This window comes from Nonomuraea sp. LP-02, assembly GCF_036289125.1.
In the GTDB taxonomy this organism is placed as follows: domain Bacteria; phylum Actinomycetota; class Actinomycetes; order Streptosporangiales; family Streptosporangiaceae; genus Nonomuraea; species Nonomuraea bangladeshensis.
Genome location: NZ_JAXCLK010000002.1, coordinates 988799 through 1006285 on the forward strand (window position 1 = coordinate 988799; position 17487 = coordinate 1006285).

The 17487-nt window shown below is 68.6% G+C and carries 17 protein-coding genes; 12 read left to right on the plus strand and 5 right to left on the minus strand.

From position 1 onward, the window contains the following. The first annotated feature begins 4 nt into the window (after nucleotides 1-4). On the plus strand, nucleotides 5-1018 hold the full coding sequence (locus tag SMD20_RS47930) for a hypothetical protein (RefSeq protein ID WP_329594606.1): 1014 nt from the start codon (nucleotides 5-7) through the stop codon (nucleotides 1016-1018). Nucleotides 1019-1517: 499 nt separating this feature from the next. On the opposite strand, the gene SMD20_RS47935 is transcribed toward SMD20_RS47930, so the two are convergent. Both SMD20_RS47935 and SMD20_RS47940 read right to left on the minus strand, forming a co-directional pair. Then, complete coding sequence (locus SMD20_RS47935; RefSeq protein ID WP_329594778.1) at nucleotides 1518-2447, minus strand: DUF5996 family protein; 930 nt, start codon at nucleotides 2445-2447, stop codon at nucleotides 1518-1520. After that, entirely contained in the window at nucleotides 2354-3121 is a 768-nt protein-coding gene (locus SMD20_RS47940; protein WP_329594791.1) for a hypothetical protein, read from the minus strand. Before SMD20_RS47940 ends, SMD20_RS47935 begins: the two co-directional genes overlap by 94 nt. A 432-nt stretch (nucleotides 3122-3553) precedes the next feature. Here SMD20_RS47940 and SMD20_RS47945 point away from each other — a divergent pair, with 432 nt between their 5' ends. The 5 genes from SMD20_RS47945 (at nucleotide 3554) to SMD20_RS47965 (ending at nucleotide 9077) form a co-directional block, all read left to right on the plus strand. Then, nucleotides 3554-4174 (plus strand): hypothetical protein, encoded by a 621-nt coding sequence (locus SMD20_RS47945; protein WP_329594608.1) that lies wholly within the window; start codon nucleotides 3554-3556, stop codon nucleotides 4172-4174. Nucleotides 4175-4463: 289 nt separating this feature from the next. Continuing rightward, nucleotides 4464-4631, plus strand: a complete 168-nt coding sequence (locus SMD20_RS47950; protein ID WP_329594610.1) for a hypothetical protein — start codon at nucleotides 4464-4466, stop codon at nucleotides 4629-4631. Nucleotides 4632-4695: 64 nt separating this feature from the next. Beyond that, complete coding sequence (locus tag SMD20_RS47955) at nucleotides 4696-5679, plus strand: MvdC/MvdD family ATP grasp protein (protein ID WP_329594612.1); 984 nt, start codon at nucleotides 4696-4698, stop codon at nucleotides 5677-5679. Beyond that, on the plus strand, nucleotides 5676-6644 hold the full coding sequence (locus SMD20_RS47960; protein ID WP_329594614.1) for a hypothetical protein: 969 nt from the start codon (nucleotides 5676-5678) through the stop codon (nucleotides 6642-6644). The genes SMD20_RS47955 and SMD20_RS47960 overlap by 4 nt, the downstream gene beginning before the upstream one ends. A 306-nt stretch (nucleotides 6645-6950) precedes the next feature. Next, complete coding sequence (locus SMD20_RS47965; protein ID WP_329594616.1) at nucleotides 6951-9077, plus strand: peptidase domain-containing ABC transporter; 2127 nt, start codon at nucleotides 6951-6953, stop codon at nucleotides 9075-9077. 199 nt (nucleotides 9078-9276) lie between these two features. Here the strand turns inward: SMD20_RS47965 and SMD20_RS47970 are convergent, their stop codons facing one another. Then, entirely contained in the window at nucleotides 9277-9594 is a 318-nt protein-coding gene (locus SMD20_RS47970) for a hypothetical protein (protein WP_329594618.1), read from the minus strand. 592 nt (nucleotides 9595-10186) lie between these two features. Between SMD20_RS47970 and SMD20_RS48600 the strand changes: the two genes are divergently transcribed. From SMD20_RS48600 to SMD20_RS47995, 5 genes are all read left to right on the plus strand, one after another. Continuing rightward, on the plus strand, nucleotides 10187-10465 hold the full coding sequence (locus SMD20_RS48600) for a relaxase/mobilization nuclease domain-containing protein (protein ID WP_442942663.1): 279 nt from the start codon (nucleotides 10187-10189) through the stop codon (nucleotides 10463-10465). Nucleotides 10466-10923: 458 nt separating this feature from the next. Next, the gene (locus SMD20_RS47980) at nucleotides 10924-11835 is read left to right on the plus strand and encodes an Ig domain-containing protein (RefSeq protein ID WP_329594623.1); all 912 of its coding nucleotides are present in this window, start codon (nucleotides 10924-10926) and stop codon (nucleotides 11833-11835) included. Between the two features lie 241 nt (nucleotides 11836-12076). Beyond that, nucleotides 12077-12232, plus strand: coding sequence for a hypothetical protein (locus tag SMD20_RS47985; RefSeq protein WP_329594625.1), 156 nt, complete (start codon nucleotides 12077-12079; stop codon nucleotides 12230-12232). Nucleotides 12233-12271: 39 nt separating this feature from the next. Next, nucleotides 12272-12592: a site-specific integrase gene (locus SMD20_RS47990; RefSeq protein WP_329594627.1), complete on the plus strand. Its 321-nt coding sequence runs from the start codon at nucleotides 12272-12274 to the stop codon at nucleotides 12590-12592. A 33-nt stretch (nucleotides 12593-12625) separates the two neighbouring features. Beyond that, nucleotides 12626-13255: a tyrosine-type recombinase/integrase gene (locus SMD20_RS47995; protein WP_329594629.1), complete on the plus strand. Its 630-nt coding sequence runs from the start codon at nucleotides 12626-12628 to the stop codon at nucleotides 13253-13255. Here the strand turns inward: SMD20_RS47995 and SMD20_RS48000 are convergent. Continuing rightward, nucleotides 13160-14107, minus strand: coding sequence for a restriction endonuclease (locus tag SMD20_RS48000; RefSeq protein ID WP_329594631.1), 948 nt, complete (start codon nucleotides 14105-14107; stop codon nucleotides 13160-13162). The two genes, SMD20_RS47995 and SMD20_RS48000, sit on opposite strands and share 96 nt — an antisense overlap. A gap of 146 nt (nucleotides 14108-14253) precedes the next feature. On the opposite strand from SMD20_RS48000, the gene SMD20_RS48005 reads away from it, so the two are divergent. Continuing rightward, nucleotides 14254-14874, plus strand: coding sequence for a dihydrofolate reductase family protein (locus SMD20_RS48005; protein WP_329594633.1), 621 nt, complete (start codon nucleotides 14254-14256; stop codon nucleotides 14872-14874). A 436-nt stretch (nucleotides 14875-15310) separates the two neighbouring features. Here the strand turns inward: SMD20_RS48005 and SMD20_RS48010 are convergent, their stop codons facing one another. After that, entirely contained in the window at nucleotides 15311-16939 is a 1629-nt protein-coding gene (locus SMD20_RS48010) for a Gfo/Idh/MocA family protein (RefSeq protein WP_329594634.1), read from the minus strand. Between the last annotated feature and the right edge of the window lie 548 nt (nucleotides 16940-17487).

Here is a 17487-nt window from a genome sequence, read left to right on the forward strand (position 1 = left end):
GATCTTGGCGGACATCGCCCGGGTGAGCTTGGCCCAGGGGAACGAACACCGCTCCGCCGCGCCGACCATGAGCGACTTGTGGAACATCCATGGGATGTTCCACCAGCACGTCGATCGGCATCCGGAGGAGACTCCTCTGAAGGTTCACCTGCTACAGCTGTTCAACCAGCAGCTCGAGGGGCAGGCCGACGGTTACCAGGCGCAGGCACGCTCGGCGGCCATTCTTCTGGACGCCAGCACCGACAAGCCGCTGAAGGTCATCGGGAAACCCGGTTGGGAACAGGACCTGTTCGGGTGTTCACTCGTGCAGTACGTGGCCGCGGCGCGTCTCATCCGGGCCTGCGCCCTGTCGTCCGCCGGCCGGGTGAATCCCGAGGTCCTGAACGGGCCGGAAGCCGGCGAACTGCTTGAGCACATCGATCAGGCCACCTTCGACGCTATTCTCGCACGACACTTCGTCACCGACACTGCCTCCTTCAAGGAGGCCGAGCGCCCCTGGCGCCAGAAAGCCACCGCCGACCTGCGCCGATACACCTACAATCCGCTGCGTGAGTCGCCGTTGATCAATGGATACGGCCCCGGATACCTCTGCCCCAGCCCGCACCTGGTCTGGTCGAAATCGACGCCTCTCGGCCTGTACTTCACCGGCCGCAAACACTACGGTGACATGTCGTTCGCTGGCGACATGGGGCATCTGTTCGAGGCCTACATCGGCCGCCACCTGCGGCTCCTGCCAATGCCCAGGTACACGCCGAGATCCTTCACAGGAAAGGCGGCCAGCAGCTCAAGAGCGTCGACTGGATCGTGGAGTCCCCCTACCTGCTGCTTCTGGTCGAGGTCAAGGCGACCATGCCGACCGAGGCCGTCCGGCTCGGCGATCTCGAAGCAGCTCAGGCCGCATGGGACAAGCTCATCACTGCCTCCGACCAGATCGACGCCGTGGCGGGTTACCTGCGTGACGGGCACGACGCTTACGCGCACATCAAGCCCGCAGGGCGGCCGATCCTCGGGCTGGTGATCACACTCGAGCCGTTCTACTTGATCAACGGCTACGACCTGCTGCCAGCAAGAACCACGCCGGTCTATGTGGCCTCGGCGGAGGAACTCGAACGGGCTGGTCACGGTTACCAGCACCACTGCCAGCCAGCTCATCCTGCGGCACCATACGGAGCACGCCGAGGGATGGCACGTCCGCGGATCGTTCGCCGGCCATACCTTCGAACCCAATCCCATCGTGGAGAGCGCGTGGCACCGCTACCCCTGGAGCGGCTCCAGCACGGACCCCGATCACTAGCGTGCCGTTGATGGCGTCATCTCGGCCTGACCTTCGAAACTGTGCGTCTGCAGCGTGGCGACGTCGCGGTGAAGGCTCGAACGGAAGTCCGAGCCATGGGCAGGAGGGACGGTCCGCGTCGCCCGGCGGTCGAAGGCGACCACCCGCGAGCGCGGCCTTCAACATGGCGCGCCGGATGTCTCCGGATGGCTCCGGGGGCCTGCGGCAGAGGCGGGGGCGGGTGTCAGTGTTCGTACCAGGGGTCGGTGACACCGCCGGGGCAGGCCAGCTTCTGCGCGTCGAGGTGAGTGAGCCTCGCTCCCGCTTCGTACGCACTGCGCAGGAAGTCGAGCACTGTGCCGACAGGATCGGCAGCGGCCCGGGCGTCGTCGTAGCGCAGGATCGCCAGGTGGCTCCCGCGCGCCGGGAGCCACTCCGCCCGCTCGGGGCGCAACGGCTCTTGTTCCAGGCCGGGTGGTTCGGGGGCGGTGTAGGAGTAGAAGGCGGGCCAGGGGCGTTCGGCGTCGCCGAACCAGAACCCGGCGCTGATCACCTCCCAGCTGTACGCCTCTCTGCTCACCGGATCGACCTGCGGCGAAGCGCCCACGACACGGCCGGTGAATCGGGTGACCGCGATGTCGAAGGTGTGCCAGAAATGGTGCACCGGGCTGATCTTGCCGGCGAAGCCGGCGGCGTGGCGATCGAGCAGCCGGGCCACCTGCGACAGTATCCGCCAGTAGCGGTTGATCAACGCGGGATCGTATGCGGCGTGTGCGGTGTCCTCGGCGAACGGAATTTGATCGCCCAGGTCGAACGGCACCGCCCGGATCTCCGGCCTTATGCCGAAACCCTCCAGTACGGCGAACAGATTCGCGTGAAAGCTCGCCACCGACTGCTCCGCCAGCCCGAACTCGGCGCTGCGCCCGTCCAGGACATCGACGACCAGTCGGTGGCGCACCAGGTCGAAGTCGATGCAGAACAGCGGCATCTCGCCCAGTCCGCCCATCGGCCGGGTGGTCAGCCCGCGGCCGGTCAGATGGAACGGAACGTTCCACCAGTGGTTGCGCCTGTCGCTTGCCGTCAGCCGTACTTTGCCGACGATCTGCGCGAACCGGTGCATGGTCTCTTTCGTGTCAGACCACTCTTCCAGCGGCAGCGGTGGAAATATGTCCATGACGACCCCCTTTCCGTGATCACAGTATCGCGTACCGTAGTCACGAGCTCGAGGTGGGCGGGCGAAGACCGGGGTGGCGGTGGTGTCGATGCCGACATTGCCGCGGAAATGGCGGAGGTAGCCCCGGCCTTTGGCCCAGCGCACTGGGGTGAGCACCAGCGCGGTGACGAGGTCTTGCAGCAGTTCCCGCTTTCGCGCGTGTGCTGGGTCGTCATCTTCCCAGGCGGTGGCCAGCGTGTCGGCCTGGTGCTGGGGCGGGCGCGCCGGTCGTGGCGGGCTGGATCCAGCACGGTGGTCAGCCGGTCGAAGGCCCGGTAGAAGCGGCGGGAGGAGGCGAGCACCTGGTGGACATCTGCGGGGTCGACTTCGGGCAGGCCGAGCCGGTGGCGTGCGGCGGCGGTCGGGCAGAACGTGGCGATCCGCCAGGCCTCGACGAGAGTGGCCTTGCCGGTGTGGTTGATGGACAGCAGCAGGCAGGTCAGCACCGCGGCGATGGGCAATCCGGGAGGGCCGGGCCTCGGGCCGAGTTCGGCGTCGATCAGCGGCATGATGCCGGAGTCGTCCAGCAGTCGGGCGTAGTGGCTGACGACGGCGTCAGGGATCTGTGCCGTCTGCTTGGCAGGTGGCCGGGTCGGGTGGCTCGGGCTCGGGTGGTGCGGGGCGGCCAGGCGCATGGCTTTGCCGTACTCACATGGTGCGGCCGCCGTACCGCCAGCACTCCTCCGGCGATCGCCAGGGGGGCGCCCGGGACCGTCGAGGCCCAGACCTCCCGATCGAGCAGCTCCGGCCGGGTCACTGGCCCGGTCGCCACGTCGATCCAGGTGGCGGTCACAGCGGCGAAGACGGATGCGGCGGCCAGCGTCACCGCTCCTCCGGCCGGCCACCGGTCTCTTACCGAGGCAGCGGGACCGCCCTGTCCAGCCGCCGCCCCCTCGGAGCCGGCCTCGTCGAGCCCACCGGCACAGACCTCGGCTGCACCCCACGGGGCGAGTTCGCATCACCTCAGCGGCCATCACGCCACCGCCAACCGGGGAGTGCAGAGAAGCATCTCCGGCGGCGGCTGGTGCGATAAATTCATGTTTGCCCAAGTCGCATGAGGGGGAGCAGTGGCGCTTGGCCTGCCGGAGGCGATCACTCAACTCGCCGACGCTCGATCGCCGCGGCGCCGCGCCGCCGCAAAGAGGCTGCGTGCCCTGGCCGACCCCGTAGCTGGCCCTGCGCTGCTCGACGCGCTGCGGCGAGAGATCCGCGATCCGCAGTCCTGGGAAACGCAATACCAGATGATCATGGCGCTGGCGACGTGCGGCCACCAGCCCGCTCTTCCGCTGCTCAGAGAACTCGCGCTCAAGCCGCTGGACGCCACGATGGTCTATGTCGCCCTTGGCGACGGAATCGTCCGACTCGGGCGAGACCACCACAACGATCCGGCGCCGCTTGACTGGTGTCTGAGCACGGGTAACGACATGCTCGCCGACGGTGCCCTGCGGGCGGTCGCAATGCTCCGCCTCATTCTTGACGAGCCCGCCATCGACCGCATCCTGAACTTCCTGGCCGAGCGCACCCCCTACAACGGACTTCGCTTCTGGCCTGCGGCCGCAGCAGCGGGCTGGAACGGCCCACGCGTCAAGGTCTTCCTCACCGCATGCGCATCCTCCCCGCGAGAGGACGTAGCCGATGCGGCCAAGGCCTCGCTTGAGGGGCGGTACAAGACCTACCGGCCGCTCTGACCTCACATTGGCGCAGAGAAGATCGGATCCGTGAGCGCAGGTCGACAACACCTGACCGCCGTGAATGACCGTAGATCGTGGGCCGGGCGAGCGCTGGCGGGAAGGTAGCAGGCCCCGATTCCCCTCTCCCTGCGCCGAGCCCGCGATGTCCTCGCCCGACCGGGGCAGCGGTCCCTGATCAGGCCGGGCCGATCCAGGACCGTAGGCGTGGCCGTGCTCCCTGGGCGCCCGGGACACTCCGGCAGGAGAGTGCTGCCACCCGTTTTCCACGATCGAAAGGAGATGTGACGTGTCTGCTCGCATCGAAGACCTCGATATGTCCGCGCTGCCGGACGACGCGCTCGACGGCGTCATCGGAGGCCTGCCGCGCGAGAGCCACGGCGAGATCTGCCTGTGGATCCTCTCCGCGCTCGGCGGCGGCAAGTCCGACCCGATCGACTACAAGGTCCCGCGCTGAGGGTTCCTCACGGCGTGGCCGGGGTTCTCCCAGCCACGCCCGGTCCATGCCTAGGGGATTGACGTTGATTCTGATTCTGAGCGCCCGCGACGACAGGTCAGTGGACCTGGTCGCTCCGAAGCTCACTGCCCGTGGCGCCGAGTTCCTGTGGTGGGATTCGGGTGACTTCCCAGCGGAAAGTCGTTTCGTCTCCCGGCTGAGCGATGGCGGCGGCTGGCGGCACCTGCTGCGGGCCGGCGGGCGCGAATACGACACCACGGCCTTCACTGCCGTGTGGAACCGGCGGCCGTCCAATTCGTGCGCACCCGCCGCGGTCTCCAACCCGAGCCACCGGAAATACGTGGAGAAGCTCGCAGGGATCTTCCTTTACGGCTGGGAGGACACCCTCGAGGCGCGCTGGTTCCCCGGCCGGAGCTGGGACCTGCTGCGCCTCCAGAACAAGCTGCTCAACCTCGCCGCGGCGGCCAAGCTCGGGTTCACCACCCCCGAGACGCTCATCACGAACGACGCCCAAGAGCTCATCCCGTTCTGGGAGAAGGCCGGCGGCCAATTGATCGCCAAAGAGGTGGAGTTCGTCGAATTCCAGGTAGAAGGCGCGGACCACGTGTTCTACTCGACCCCGGTCACCCGGCGGCATCTCACCGACCGGAGCCGCCTGGACCTCTCGCCGGCCATCCTGCAGCCGTACGTGGAGAAGTCGATCGAACTGCGGATCACCGTCGTCGGCGAGCAGGTGTTCGCGGCCGAGATCCACTCGCAGGGCTCACGGGCCACGAAGTACGACTACCGCCACTACGAGCGGACGTTCTCGAAATACGGGATCCATCAGCTTCCGGCCGACGTCGAGAAACGCTGCCTGGCATTGACCACCGCGCTCGGCCTGCCTTACGGCTGCATCGACCTGATCCTGACCCCCGAGGGCGAGTACGTCTACCTGGAGATCAACCCCTCGGGCCAGTGGGGCTGGATCGAGGCCTCCACCGGCCTGCCCATTTCCGATGCGATCGCCGACTGGTTGGTCGCCGCCAACCCCGTGGAATCACTGTGAACACTTTCGCCGACACCCTGGCCGAAGCCGTCGAGCTGCTGCGCGGCCTGCCGCGGACCCGTGACGGGGTCCCTGCCGCCCGTCGCGCGGTCGCCGCCTGGTGCGCCGACCGCCCGCAGACCAAGGTCCAGCTCGTCACCGACGTCCGCCCTGGCAGCCCGATCGTCGACTACGACTTGGTGCTGGCCCATCCCGACGGCGGGGATGTGGCGCTGACCGCGCCGACCGGTGACGGCGTGCCGTGGACGGTCGACCACTCCACCCACTTCGCCTCCGGGCGGGTGCTCACCATCGGCGACCATGAGGTGCTGGTCCAGAACGCCCTGCTGACGCTGCGCGCCCGGGCCGAGGGCGATCCCTCGATCCAGGAGGAGCTGATCGACCACTGCCTGCTGGAGGAGCTGATCGGCCAGGAGACCGAGAAGCCGACCCAGGAGGAGATCCAGGACGCCTCCGACGGCTACCGGATCCGACGTGGCCTGCTCAGCCGCGATGAGATGATGCGCTGGCTGGAGAACGTGGGGCTCACGCTGGAGGCCTACGACAACCACATCACGGGCCTGGCGCTCCGGCAGCGGGTGCGCGCACGCGTGGAACGGGAGACCGCACGCGACTATCTGGACCGGCATCCCGGCGAGTTCGACCAGGTCTGGGCGGTGTGGGCGACCGGCCCGGAACACGAACTGAGCGCCGGCCTGCCTCATGCCCAGCCCGCCGGCGGCGTCGAGGTGACCTCAGCGGTCCGGGCGGCGCGCGAACTTCCCGAACCGCTCCGGCGGGCCGCCGCAGGCAAGACCGTTGGCCCGGTGCCCTACGGCCGCCACCACCTGGTCGGCGAGATCCGGGAACGCCGCCCGGCCGATCCCGACGACCCGGCGACGCTGGCCGCCGCCGGGCGGGCCGGCTTCGCCGCGTTCATGGCCGAACGGCGGGCCGCGGCAGACATCAGGTGGCACTGGCTCTGAGACCCTTCCGCATCCCACCGGGTCACGAGGACAACCTCGGCGCACCCGCGTCGTACGACGATCACGGCTGGGCTTGAACACGCATCACCTTCGAGATCGAAAAGGTTGACGGCATGATCATTCGCTTCGGCGACCTCGCCTCGGCCACCGCGTGCCGAGGGCATGGCCGGGCGGCGCGCCAAGGCTGCTGCCATCCGGTACGGCCGTGAAGCCGCATGCGTTTGTGCTGCTATGGCTCGTGGTGGCGTTCCTCGCCTCCGCGGGCCTCACGGTCGTCGCACTGATCGCCGGTGCCCGGTGAGACGCATGAGAGTCGTGCTGCAGAACACGCAGACCGAATGCGGGTCGGCGTGCCTGGCGATGGTGCTGCACCACCACGGCCACCGCACGACCCTCACCGAACTGTCGCAGCAGCTCGGTGTCGGCCGCGACGGCCTCAGCGCCCGCGCGCTCGTGACGGGCGCGCGGGAGTACGGGTTGACGGCACAGGCCTTCCAGCTCGCCCCGGAAGACCTGGCCCGGGTGCCGCTTCCGGCGATCGTCCACTGGGACAACCACCACTTCGTGGTGGTCGAACGCTGGGCCGTCGACCGGGTCGACATCATCGACCCGGGTTCTGGCCGCCGCCGGCTCACCCCACAGGAGTTCGCAGCCGGGTTCTCCGGGGTGCTGCTCGCCTTCGAGCCGGGCGCCGGGTTCCGGCGTGGCTCCTCATCGATGGCAAGCGCGTGGCGGCGGGAATTCCTGCGCACCCTGCTGCAGCGGCGGCGCGGCCTGCTCGCGCAGGTCATCGCGGCGTCGCTGCTGCTGCAACTCCTCGGCCTGGCGCTGCCGCTCTTCTCCGAGATCCTGCTCGACACCCTCCTGCCGCATCGCGCCATCGATCTGCTGCCGCTGCTGGGGATCGCGGTGCTGATCGCGGGCGCGGCCCAGTTCGTGCTGGGATACCTGCGGGCCGCTCTGATGGTGACCGTACGGACCAGCGCCGACCAGGAGCTCAGCGAGGGTGTCGTCGGGCACCTGGTGGCACTCCCCTTCACCTACTTCACCCAGCGCGGCACCGGCGACCTGGTCACCCGTGCCTCCAGCGTGACGATGCTGCGGGAACTGCTGACCGGGCAGATCGTCACCGCCATCCTCGACGGCCCGCTCGCCATCGGCTACCTGGTGATCGTGTACATCCGCGACCCGGTCTTCGGGGCGGCCCTGACCGGCGTGGTAGTGGTCCAGTCGCTGCTCCTGCTGGTCACCTCCCGCCGGGTCAACCAGCTCAACCAGCAGGAACTGGCCGCGATGTCGAAGTCGCAGGGCACCCTCATCCAGACGCTCAGCGGCATCGAGACGCTGAAGGCGTCCGGAGCCGAGCCCCGCGCCATGAAACAGTGGTCGGAGCACTTCGCCGAACAGCTCGAAGCCGACCGGAAGGTCGGCCTCACCCACGGTTTCATCGACTCCTTCCTCGCGGCGATCCACGTGATCACCCCGCTCGGCCTGCTCTGGATCGGCGCCTGGCGAGTGCTCGACGGCGAGATCTCCGTCGGCGCTCTGGTCGCGCTCAACGCCATCGCCTTGGCCACGCTCACCCCTCTCGGCTCGCTGATGACGAGCCTGCAGAGCCTCCAGCTCGCCGGCGCCCACTTCGACCGGCTCTCCGACATCCTCATCAACACACCGGAACCCAGCCAGGGCATCGAAGTGCTGCGTCTGCGCGGCGCCATCGAACTGCGTGACGTCGGCTTCCGCCACGACCCGCGCGGACAGTGGACGGTCCGGAACGTCACGGTGTCGATCCGCCCCGGCCAGAAGGTGGCCCTGGTGGGCGCCTCGGGATCGGGCAAGAGCACCCTGGCCCGGCTTCTGCTGGCCCTGCACACGCCCGTTGAGGGCGAGATCCGCTACGACGGCGTTCCCGCCGGCGAGCTGAACCTGCGTTCGCTGCGCCGCCAGTTCGGCGTCGTCACCCAGGACCCGTCGCTGTTCAACGGAACGATCCGGGACAACATCGCACTCAACGCCCCCGACGCGGCGATCGAACGCGTCGTCGCGGCGGCCGAGCTAGCCGCGCTGCACGAGGAGATCATGGCGATGCCGATGAACTACGAGACCATGCTGACCGAGGGCGGCGGCCTGTCCGGCGGCCAGCGCCACCGCCTCGCCCTGGCCCGCGCCCTGCTGTCCCGGCCGAAAGTGCTGCTGCTCGACGAAGCCACCAGCAACCTCGACAGCAAGACCGAAAGCCTCATCGAGGCCAACCTGGCCTGGCTGCCGCAGACCAGAATCGTCATCGCCCACCGATTGAGCACGGTCCGCGACGCCGACCTGATCCTGGTGCTCGACAAGGGCCAGATCGTGCAGCGGGGGACGCATGACGAACTCATCTCCGTAACGGGCAAATATGCCGAGCTCGTCGTCGCCCCGCCGGCCGGCCCGTAGAGCGGCCGCGGGTTCCCGGTGAGCGGATCCGAGCCGCGAAGCCGGTTCCATCTCACTGGCCTCCTGTGACCAGTACTGCGCGGCAACCGGCCCACCCCGTCGAAGGGAGATTGGGGCGTCGACCAGCTGCTCGACCGATGGAGCGTGCTACACCCTTCCAGCCCGGACGAAGCGATCGCTCATGCGCAGGATCCCTGCCTCACCCCGCAGCTGCAGGTGGAAGGCACACGCTTTCCACAGTGGCCACAAGCTCGGCCAGCGCGCTGTGGACCTGATGCTCATCGGCGTGTTGCTTGCGCAAATCAACCATCAGATCGCCGCGCTCCACGCCCAGAACATCAGCCAGGGCATAGACCTGCCGCCCATGCGTCAGCGGGTGCCCCTCCATGGCGATGGCCAGGTGGTACGGCGTGAGGTTGGCAGGGTCTTCCAGCCGGTCGCGCAAACGTTCGTTCCAGTCCATGCCGCTCCAGTTCGGGAAGGTAAAACCAATGGGGATGCTGGCGCGATGGTGCACGTTGGGCTTCCCTCCTGCGGCTTCGGGGATCGGAGGCAGGCACACCGAGAGAAGCCGCCGGAGTCATGCGAGTGTTGGGAACACGGGAGCATGAAGTCGCCGCGCACGGCGACGACGAGTAGCTCGACCGGATCCTGCCGGCGGAAGAGACTCAGCAGCCCCCGCCACAGCCTGTTGGTAAGGCCGACCCCCGTGACGTTCGCGCGGGTATGCGCCATGCCGTCACCGTGCCGTATCGTGATCGATCGCGCAGCAGGATGCGGGCGGTCATCGAGGCGCTGAGCGAGATCCGTCTCGGGTCTGGAGTTGCGGTTGATCCAGAGCAGGATCGTCGCAGAGCAGGACGCAGGTAGGTCACCCGGGAGATGCCCGGTTTGCGGTTGCTCGATCGGCAGTTCGAGCGGGCTTGCGCTGAGCATGCCCGTCAGGCACGCGGCAGCAAAGCGACCCGCACCTGATCGCCTCCTGGGACCCGTTCGAGCCCGACCCGGCACATACCGACGCGACCCTCGACGACCTGGCCGCGCACCTCAACCGCCCCGCCGAGGGCTACGCCCGGCCGCTCATCCGGTGCGTCTGGCACTGCACCGCCCTGACCGCTCGCCACGACCGGCCTCTCACCGACACCACCTGGGCGCAGATCGCCACTCAGCTCATCGACGCCGCCGGCATCGCCCCGTACGGAGACCTCGACGCCTGCCGATGGATCGCTCTCCGGCACGCCCGCGACCACGTGCACCTGGTGACCACCCTCGTTCGGCAGGACGGACGAATCCCCGAGATGCACGGCTACTGGTACCGGATGCGAGACACCTGCGACCGGATCGAAGCCGAACTCGGCCTACTCCTCACGTGCTCATCCCGAACCTGAACCAGTCAGCGCTCAAGGTCCCGCGTCGGACCCGCAGCCACGAAGAGTCAGAGATCTTGCTGACATCGGTGTCGCGCCGGCTGTCATCCGTTGTCGTTCTCCACTGACATTCCGTGTCGCTCAATGTCCGTTCCCGGTGAAGTCTTCGGGCGGCGGTGCCTCGACCTGCGGGTGCAGCGTAGGTCCGAACGCCTCGTACGTCGGCCGTTCGACTTCACCCTGCTTTTTCGAAGGGCGGCAGTATGCACACGAAGGACGGTCCGGCGGCCCGCAGTACTCCCGGGGCCGAGAACGCGTACGTCGCGACTCGGAAATGCCAGTAGGCCGGTCCCGCCGGGGATTTCCCACCCTGCCGCGGTCGTGCGTGAGCAGGTTGTCTTCGAGTGCACACCCCGGCCCACCTCCCGGTCCCGGGCTCACCCATTGTCGACGCCGATGTCCCGTGAGACCATCCGGCGATGCGTGTAAATCTGTGCTATCGCAATTTATCCCGCATCCTCCTGGCCCTGGTCGCAGCTGCCTTCTCCATCGCATCCCTGGGCCTGGCCACCCCGGCATCCGCAGCCGTTCCCGACGGCAACAACTGCTGGTACGTCGCGCCGGGCAGCCCACCGAGTAAGACCGACAACAAGACCGTCAACGACAGTGCGGCGGTCCAGTGCGACGGTCCAGCGCGCCGCATCGACGCCACCCCGGCATCCGCCGACCTTCCCGACGGCCACCTCTGCTGGTGGGTCTCGCCGGGCAGCCCACCGAGCAAGACCGACGCCAAGACCGTCAACTACAGCGCGACGGTCCAGTGCGACGGTCCAGTGCGACGCATTGACCTCACCGTGGAGTTGCTCTACCACGGACTGGTCGCCGGCCCCGGCGTAACCGTGAGCGGCCGCACCGATGTTTGGCAGTACACCACCCTGGTCCCCCTGTTCGGCCTCGGCGCCCCCACCCCGGGCGAGTTGTGCGAGTCCGGCTATTACTCGGGCCGGGCGACCGCCACGGTCCAATACCTGTCGGGGTCTCCGGAGTTCATCACCGCATCGACGGGGTCTGATCCGGTATGGCTCGACTGCCCGCCGCCGGATATCCCCACGCCCCCGCCGGCGATGACGGTCGTCAACCCGGGCACCCAGAGCACGCGCCTCCCGGACAGCGTGATGCTGCAGATGCAGGCCACCGGCGGGAGCGGGTCCTACACCTGGTCGGCGACCGATCTGCCGCCCGGGCTGACCATCGACACGACGACTGGCTTGATCACCGGCACGCCCTCGATAGGAAGCTACAACGTCACGGTCACGGCCGTCGGCGGTGGCCAGGCAAGCACCACCTTCACCTGGCGCGTCCGGCGCGAGGCCGTCTGCCCCAGATGCTGATCTTCTGCCCCCAACGGAATCCCTGTCGGAAAGGCGACGGCGCGTATTGTCTGCGGTCCCGGGTCGATCCTCCTCTCCGATCCCGCCCGGTGCGGGTAGGAGAGGAGCAACCCCGTCACACACGCTTTGAACACATCTGCCGTCCCGAGCGGCGCCCTCGCCGCGGGTCTGGCGCGGCTCGGGCAGGACGACGGCCGGGCGGTCAACCTGGTGCACGGGGTAGCACGACGATGTGCCGTTGATGGAGCGGCTGGACTCGTCCGGGTCCCATCCGGTCACCGTACTGCCGGTCAGCTCCTCGACGGCGACGGCGGCCGCGGCGGCCTGGTCGCCGCGCACACTCCGCGCGGCGATCGTGCCGAAGACGCCACCCGGCTTCGCCTCCAGAGCGCAGTGACTGACTCAGGGTGAGATCGGCGAGAGTCGCCTGCTCGTATTGACGCTCTCGGTTCCAAGGACATTCAGCAGAGCCAGAGCCTCGGCGCCATGGGATCCGGTCATCGCCGAGCAGCTCGGCCGCGCCCACCCGCTCGCCCGGCATCTCGACGACTTCCTCACCGACCTGGGCAACGCCGGGAAGTCGGCGCACACCCGGCGCGCCTACCGCGGTGACCTGGTCGCGTTCGCTGCCCACCACGGCGAAGAACTAAGTGAGCTGACTGCCGCGCCGGTCCGGGCGTTCCTGGCCGAGCTCGCCGACCTGTCCCCGGCCAGCCGCAAGCGCAAGCGCGCCGCCGTCGCCTCCTTCACCAAGTAGGCCGTCCGGCACGACCTCCTGGCCGTCAACCTGATGGACCGCATCGACACCGTCATGGTGCCCAAGAGCCTGCCGCGCCCGGCCGTGGCCGCCGACGTCGCCAAGGTGCTGGCGGTGATCTGCTCGCGGCGGCCGCGCAAGGACTTGTCGCTGGACCGGCTGCGGGATCGGGTGCTGTTCGAGACGGCGTACGTGTGCGGCGCCCGCGCCTCCGAGGTCTGCGGCCTGTACGTTGAGGACCTCGACCTGCGCCTGGACGACGAACACGTCCGCATCCACGGCAAGAGCGGCAGCGTCCGCACCGTCCCGCTCGACGACCGCGGCTACGTCGCCCTGCTCAAGCTCTACCTGGCCCGCGCCGGCTACTCCGCCGGGCCGCTGTTCCGCGCCTCGATCAACGGCTGCGGCGGGCCACTGTCGTACGACGCCGCCCACCACCGCTGGCAGAGCTGCTGCGCCGCCGCACGCGTCGAGATCGACATCCACCAGCTACGCCACGCCCACGCCACCGAGCTCGTCAACGCCGGGGTGTCCATCGAGGCCGTGCGCCGCCGCCTCGGCCACGCCTCAACCGAAACGACGCAGCTGTACGCGCTGCTCGACGACAAGGTCGCCGACGCCGAAATCCGCGCCGCGCGCCGCCGCCGCGACCGCGCCACCTGACCGGAGGCGGGTCCTCGACGAGGTCTTCACGATGGACGGTGCGGTAGCAGCTCCTGTTCGGCCCGATCGGCTACCAGATCGGTGACCGTGCCGGAGGCGTCGGTGAGGCGGACGGTCAGACGGGCGCCGTCGTCGGCCTCGGTGAAGATCAGCAGGGCCTGGTTCCCGCCCACCTGTCCTGAGCCGTAGCCGCAGGAAGACATCGGCCGGGCTTGACCAGACGACCTGCTGCTCAGTGCGCACCTGCTCGTACATCGCCGCGATCGCGGCTCGCGGATCGAGACGGTCGCGTGTGCTTACGATCAAATCGGCGATGTGCCCGATCTCGGTGCCGTCGGCGGTGAAGAGCACATGGTCGAGAGTCGGCTCGCTTTCGTGCAGCTGCCCGTCGTCGAGCTCGACCTGTCCGTGAATGGCGACCAGGTCCCGGCGCACGATGTTGTGCAGGTCCGCCAGCGGATGCTTCAGCCGGGCCAGGGCCAGGGGCCCGTCCTGGGCGATAGGTCGCTCCGGGGTGACGGTCTCGATGTTGTAGTGCTGGGCTTTGATGAGCGCGGTCCTAGTGAATCCCGAGGCGGAGACCAGCACCAGCCGGTCGGTGGGCAGATCGGCGTGCTTGGCGCGCATCTCCTCCACCCACGGCACGTCGGCCTTCCTGCCGCGGTCGCGGCACTCCACGCCGATCTGGACCCGGTGACCGGCCACGTGAGCGGTGAGCAGGACATCGACCTCGCGCATCTTCCCGCTCGTGCGATCAGGCAGGCTGGCGGATTCGGTGACGGTGACGTTCGGATCCAGGTGCGCCTTGACGAAGTAGACGACGGCCTGAAAGTCGTTGGAGCGTGCGGGCACCCGATTACGGTAGCCGCCTCGACCGACAAGCCGGGGCTCGAAGCGAACCAGGCGTGATCCGACGTCGAGGTAGTGGCGTGAGCGAGTTGTTGCCGTTTCGGCACACATGGTTGGCACGGAGCGCCTGGTGCGGCCACGATGCACACATGAGGCTGACGACGATGACGCAGATCACCGTGGACGGTGTGATGCAGGGCAACGGTCACGCGACTCCCGAGGAACTGGCCAGCGGGTTCACGCGGGACGGCTGGGCGCTCGGGGCATTCGCCGATGACACCGGCGAGATGATCACCAAGACCTATCAGCGGGCGGATGCGTTCCTGTTCGGGCGGCGCACGTACGAGATGTTCGCCGAGACCTGGGGCACCCGGCCGGAGATGCAGGCGCACCCCATCGGGGTCGCGCTCAACGGGGCGCAGAAGTACGTCGCATCCAACAGCATCGAGAAGCCGTCGTGGGGACCCGTCACGCTGCTGTCCGGGGATGCGACCGCGGCGATCAGGGAACTGAAGGAATCGTCATCGGGCGAGATCCAGGTACACGGGAGCGCAACCCTGATCCGCTCGCTGCTCGCCGCCGGCCTCGTCGACGAACTGATGCTGCTGGTCGTTCCCGTGCTGCTCGGACAGGGCATGCGGCTGTTCCCGGACGATGGGCCCGTCGCCGCGCTCGAGGTCATCAGCTCCTACACCGACGCAAGGGGCGTCGGCGTGCACGTGTACCGGCCGGCCGGACAACCGGAGTTCCACCCGGCGCGGCCGAAGTAGACCGACCGGCGTCCCCGTGGGTCGGCCCGGCCGAGCCGGCCACGCTTGCGCCGCCTGCCCGCCGACGTCGGGAGCCGCCATCCGGCCGCTGGCCAACGCGACGACCTCGTTCAACACTCCGAGGGCTAGAAAAGAGTAGGCCAGAAACACCAGACGTCCCGCCTCGGCGCTCCCGGCGACACCCTCGACGAATTGCGCGGCGATCAGGGGGATGCACGTCCAGAATGCCGTGTCGGCCACGATGAGGACCGACAGGACGACCACAGCGCGCCGATGCGGCCGCAGATAATGTCTGGACAGACTCCACGTGGACGCGCGTCGGCGGGCCGGCGGGGAATGGTTTCCCGGCATTCACGTCAAGCACAACGGTTGCGCGATTGGCGGCCTGGCCGGGCGGCCGGGTGCATGTCCTCTCCTCCGGAGGTTGCTGGTGCATCTACATCCAGGCGAGACCAAGGCCGTCGGCTGGCGGACGGTGACCCTGCTCGACGCGGTCCGGCGGCTCCGCGGCGCGTCCCCCGGGGTCTCCGGACGTCCGCGGGTGATCGCGATCGACGGCCGGGGCGGCGCGGGCAAGACGACCCTGGCCGAGCGACTGCGCAAGGTGACCGACTCGGCCATCGTGCACACCGACGACATCGCCTGGAACCACGCCTACTTCGACTGGGGCGCCGTGCTCGCCGAGAACGTCCTGCGGCCCCTGCACCAGGGTCAGGCGGTGGACTTCCGCCCGGACGCCTGGGTCGAGCACGGCCGGCCCGGATCGATCACCGTCCCCGCCGATGTCGAGTTCGTCTGGGTCGAGGGTACCGGCATCATCCGCGAGGAGCTCGCCCCGTGGCTGGACGCCTCGGTGTGGATGCAGGGCGATCTTGACGAGCAGAAGCGCTTGTTGCTCCTCCGCGACGGCGACTCCCCCGAGCACATGGAGCACGTGGCGAACTGGATGCTGGAGGAGCTGCCGTTCCTGTTGCGAGAGCAGCCGTGGACCCGAGCCACCATGATCGTCGCCGGCCCTCCGCACATTGACCACGACCCGGACACCGAGCTCGTCGTCGCCCCGCCGACCGGCCCGTAGAGCGGCCGCGGGTTCCCGGTGAGCGGATCCGAGCCGCGAAGCCGGTTCCATCTCACTGGCCTCCTGTGACGTCGGCGAGTGCGACCCAGTCGCCGCGGTCCACCGACCGGGCCAGGGCGACCATGCCTGCCGGGCGGAGAAGGCATGGACCTCGGCGGCGCGCAGGTACCACGGGTGGAAGACCTTTCCGAGCACGCTGCCCTCGCTCCCATAGACCTGGAAGCCCTCCCACCAGTCCATCCGCACCGCGACCGTGAGGTCGAGATGGCCGAGGCACCCGTCGGCGAAGGCGGCCTCGATGAACCAGCAGTGAGTTCCGGCCTTCGTGGAGAGCCTGGCGCGCACGGCCTCGATCGGGCCGCCCAGGTACCGCGCCGTATCGAACAGGTGCGAGCCGTGCGCCAGGACGTAGTAGCGCTGCCGGTCGCCCTTCGGATCTCCCGGCGGGCGCAGGGCGGCAGTGCTCGACTCGATGATCGGCTGCAGGGTGTCGGTCACGCTGTAGCGGTAGGTGGAGTCGGCGTACCAATGCTTCAACGCGATCAGCTGGCCGATCTCGTCGCGGATGAAATCCCGGGCGAACGCGACGCCGGGGTCGTAGCGCTTCTCGTGGCCGACCAGGATGACCCGGTCATTGCGGCGAGCCGCCTCGGCCGTGGCTTGCGCGTCTTCCACGGTCGTCGCCATCGGCTTCTCCACGAGCACGTGTTTCCCGGCCTCCAATGCCTTGACCGAGAGCGGTGCGTGGAACTCGTCCGCCACGGCGACGATGACCGCGTCCACGTTCTCGTCGTCCAGCATCGCGTCGTAGTCGGCGAAGGTTCTGGCCGGTCGGTGGATGTTCGCGACTCGTCGGAGCAGGTCGCCGGCCACGTCACAGATCGCGTACAGCTCAGCGGCCCTGGATTTGCGCACCGCTGTCAGGTGCGCGGTCTGAGCGACGAGACCGGCGCCGACCACGCCGATGTTGAAGACCCGGTCAGGCATTCGCACGCCCCTTCGCCGGCCGCCGGCGTGACCCTGTAGGGCGTCAAAATTCGTGTGCGGGGGTTGAGCTGGGCAGGTCCCGCACGGTCTTTCGCCGGCGGACCCGCTGGCCGTCCATCGGCGCCGGCGGGAGCTTTCGCAGTTGACGCTGCTGGGTCGCTCATGGACCTTCTCCCAAGGGGGTGTCGGATCTGCTTCATTGTGACCGCTTGTCGGTTGCTGCTGCTGGATTGGCCGCTGGCCACGAGGCCATCGCGCGTACAGCGACGGCACGATCCGCCACCACGGCCGCGCGAGGGCCCGGACCTCGGCCTCGAACGCGGCCGCCGCCTTGGCGGAAAGCCGGGGGACCGGCCTGCTCGGCCGGCGTTGGCAGGATCTCGCAGATGAGCCGCGTGTCCTCATCGCAGTCGGGTTCGCCGTGCACCACGGTGATGAGGACCTTGTATTGCGAGCGTGCGCGTCGGCGAGGACGCCACGTTCGGCCAGTCGCCGTGCACCGGCTGGCTGCAGTGGCCTTTCCGGTGGGCTGCCGACGTCGGATGGGT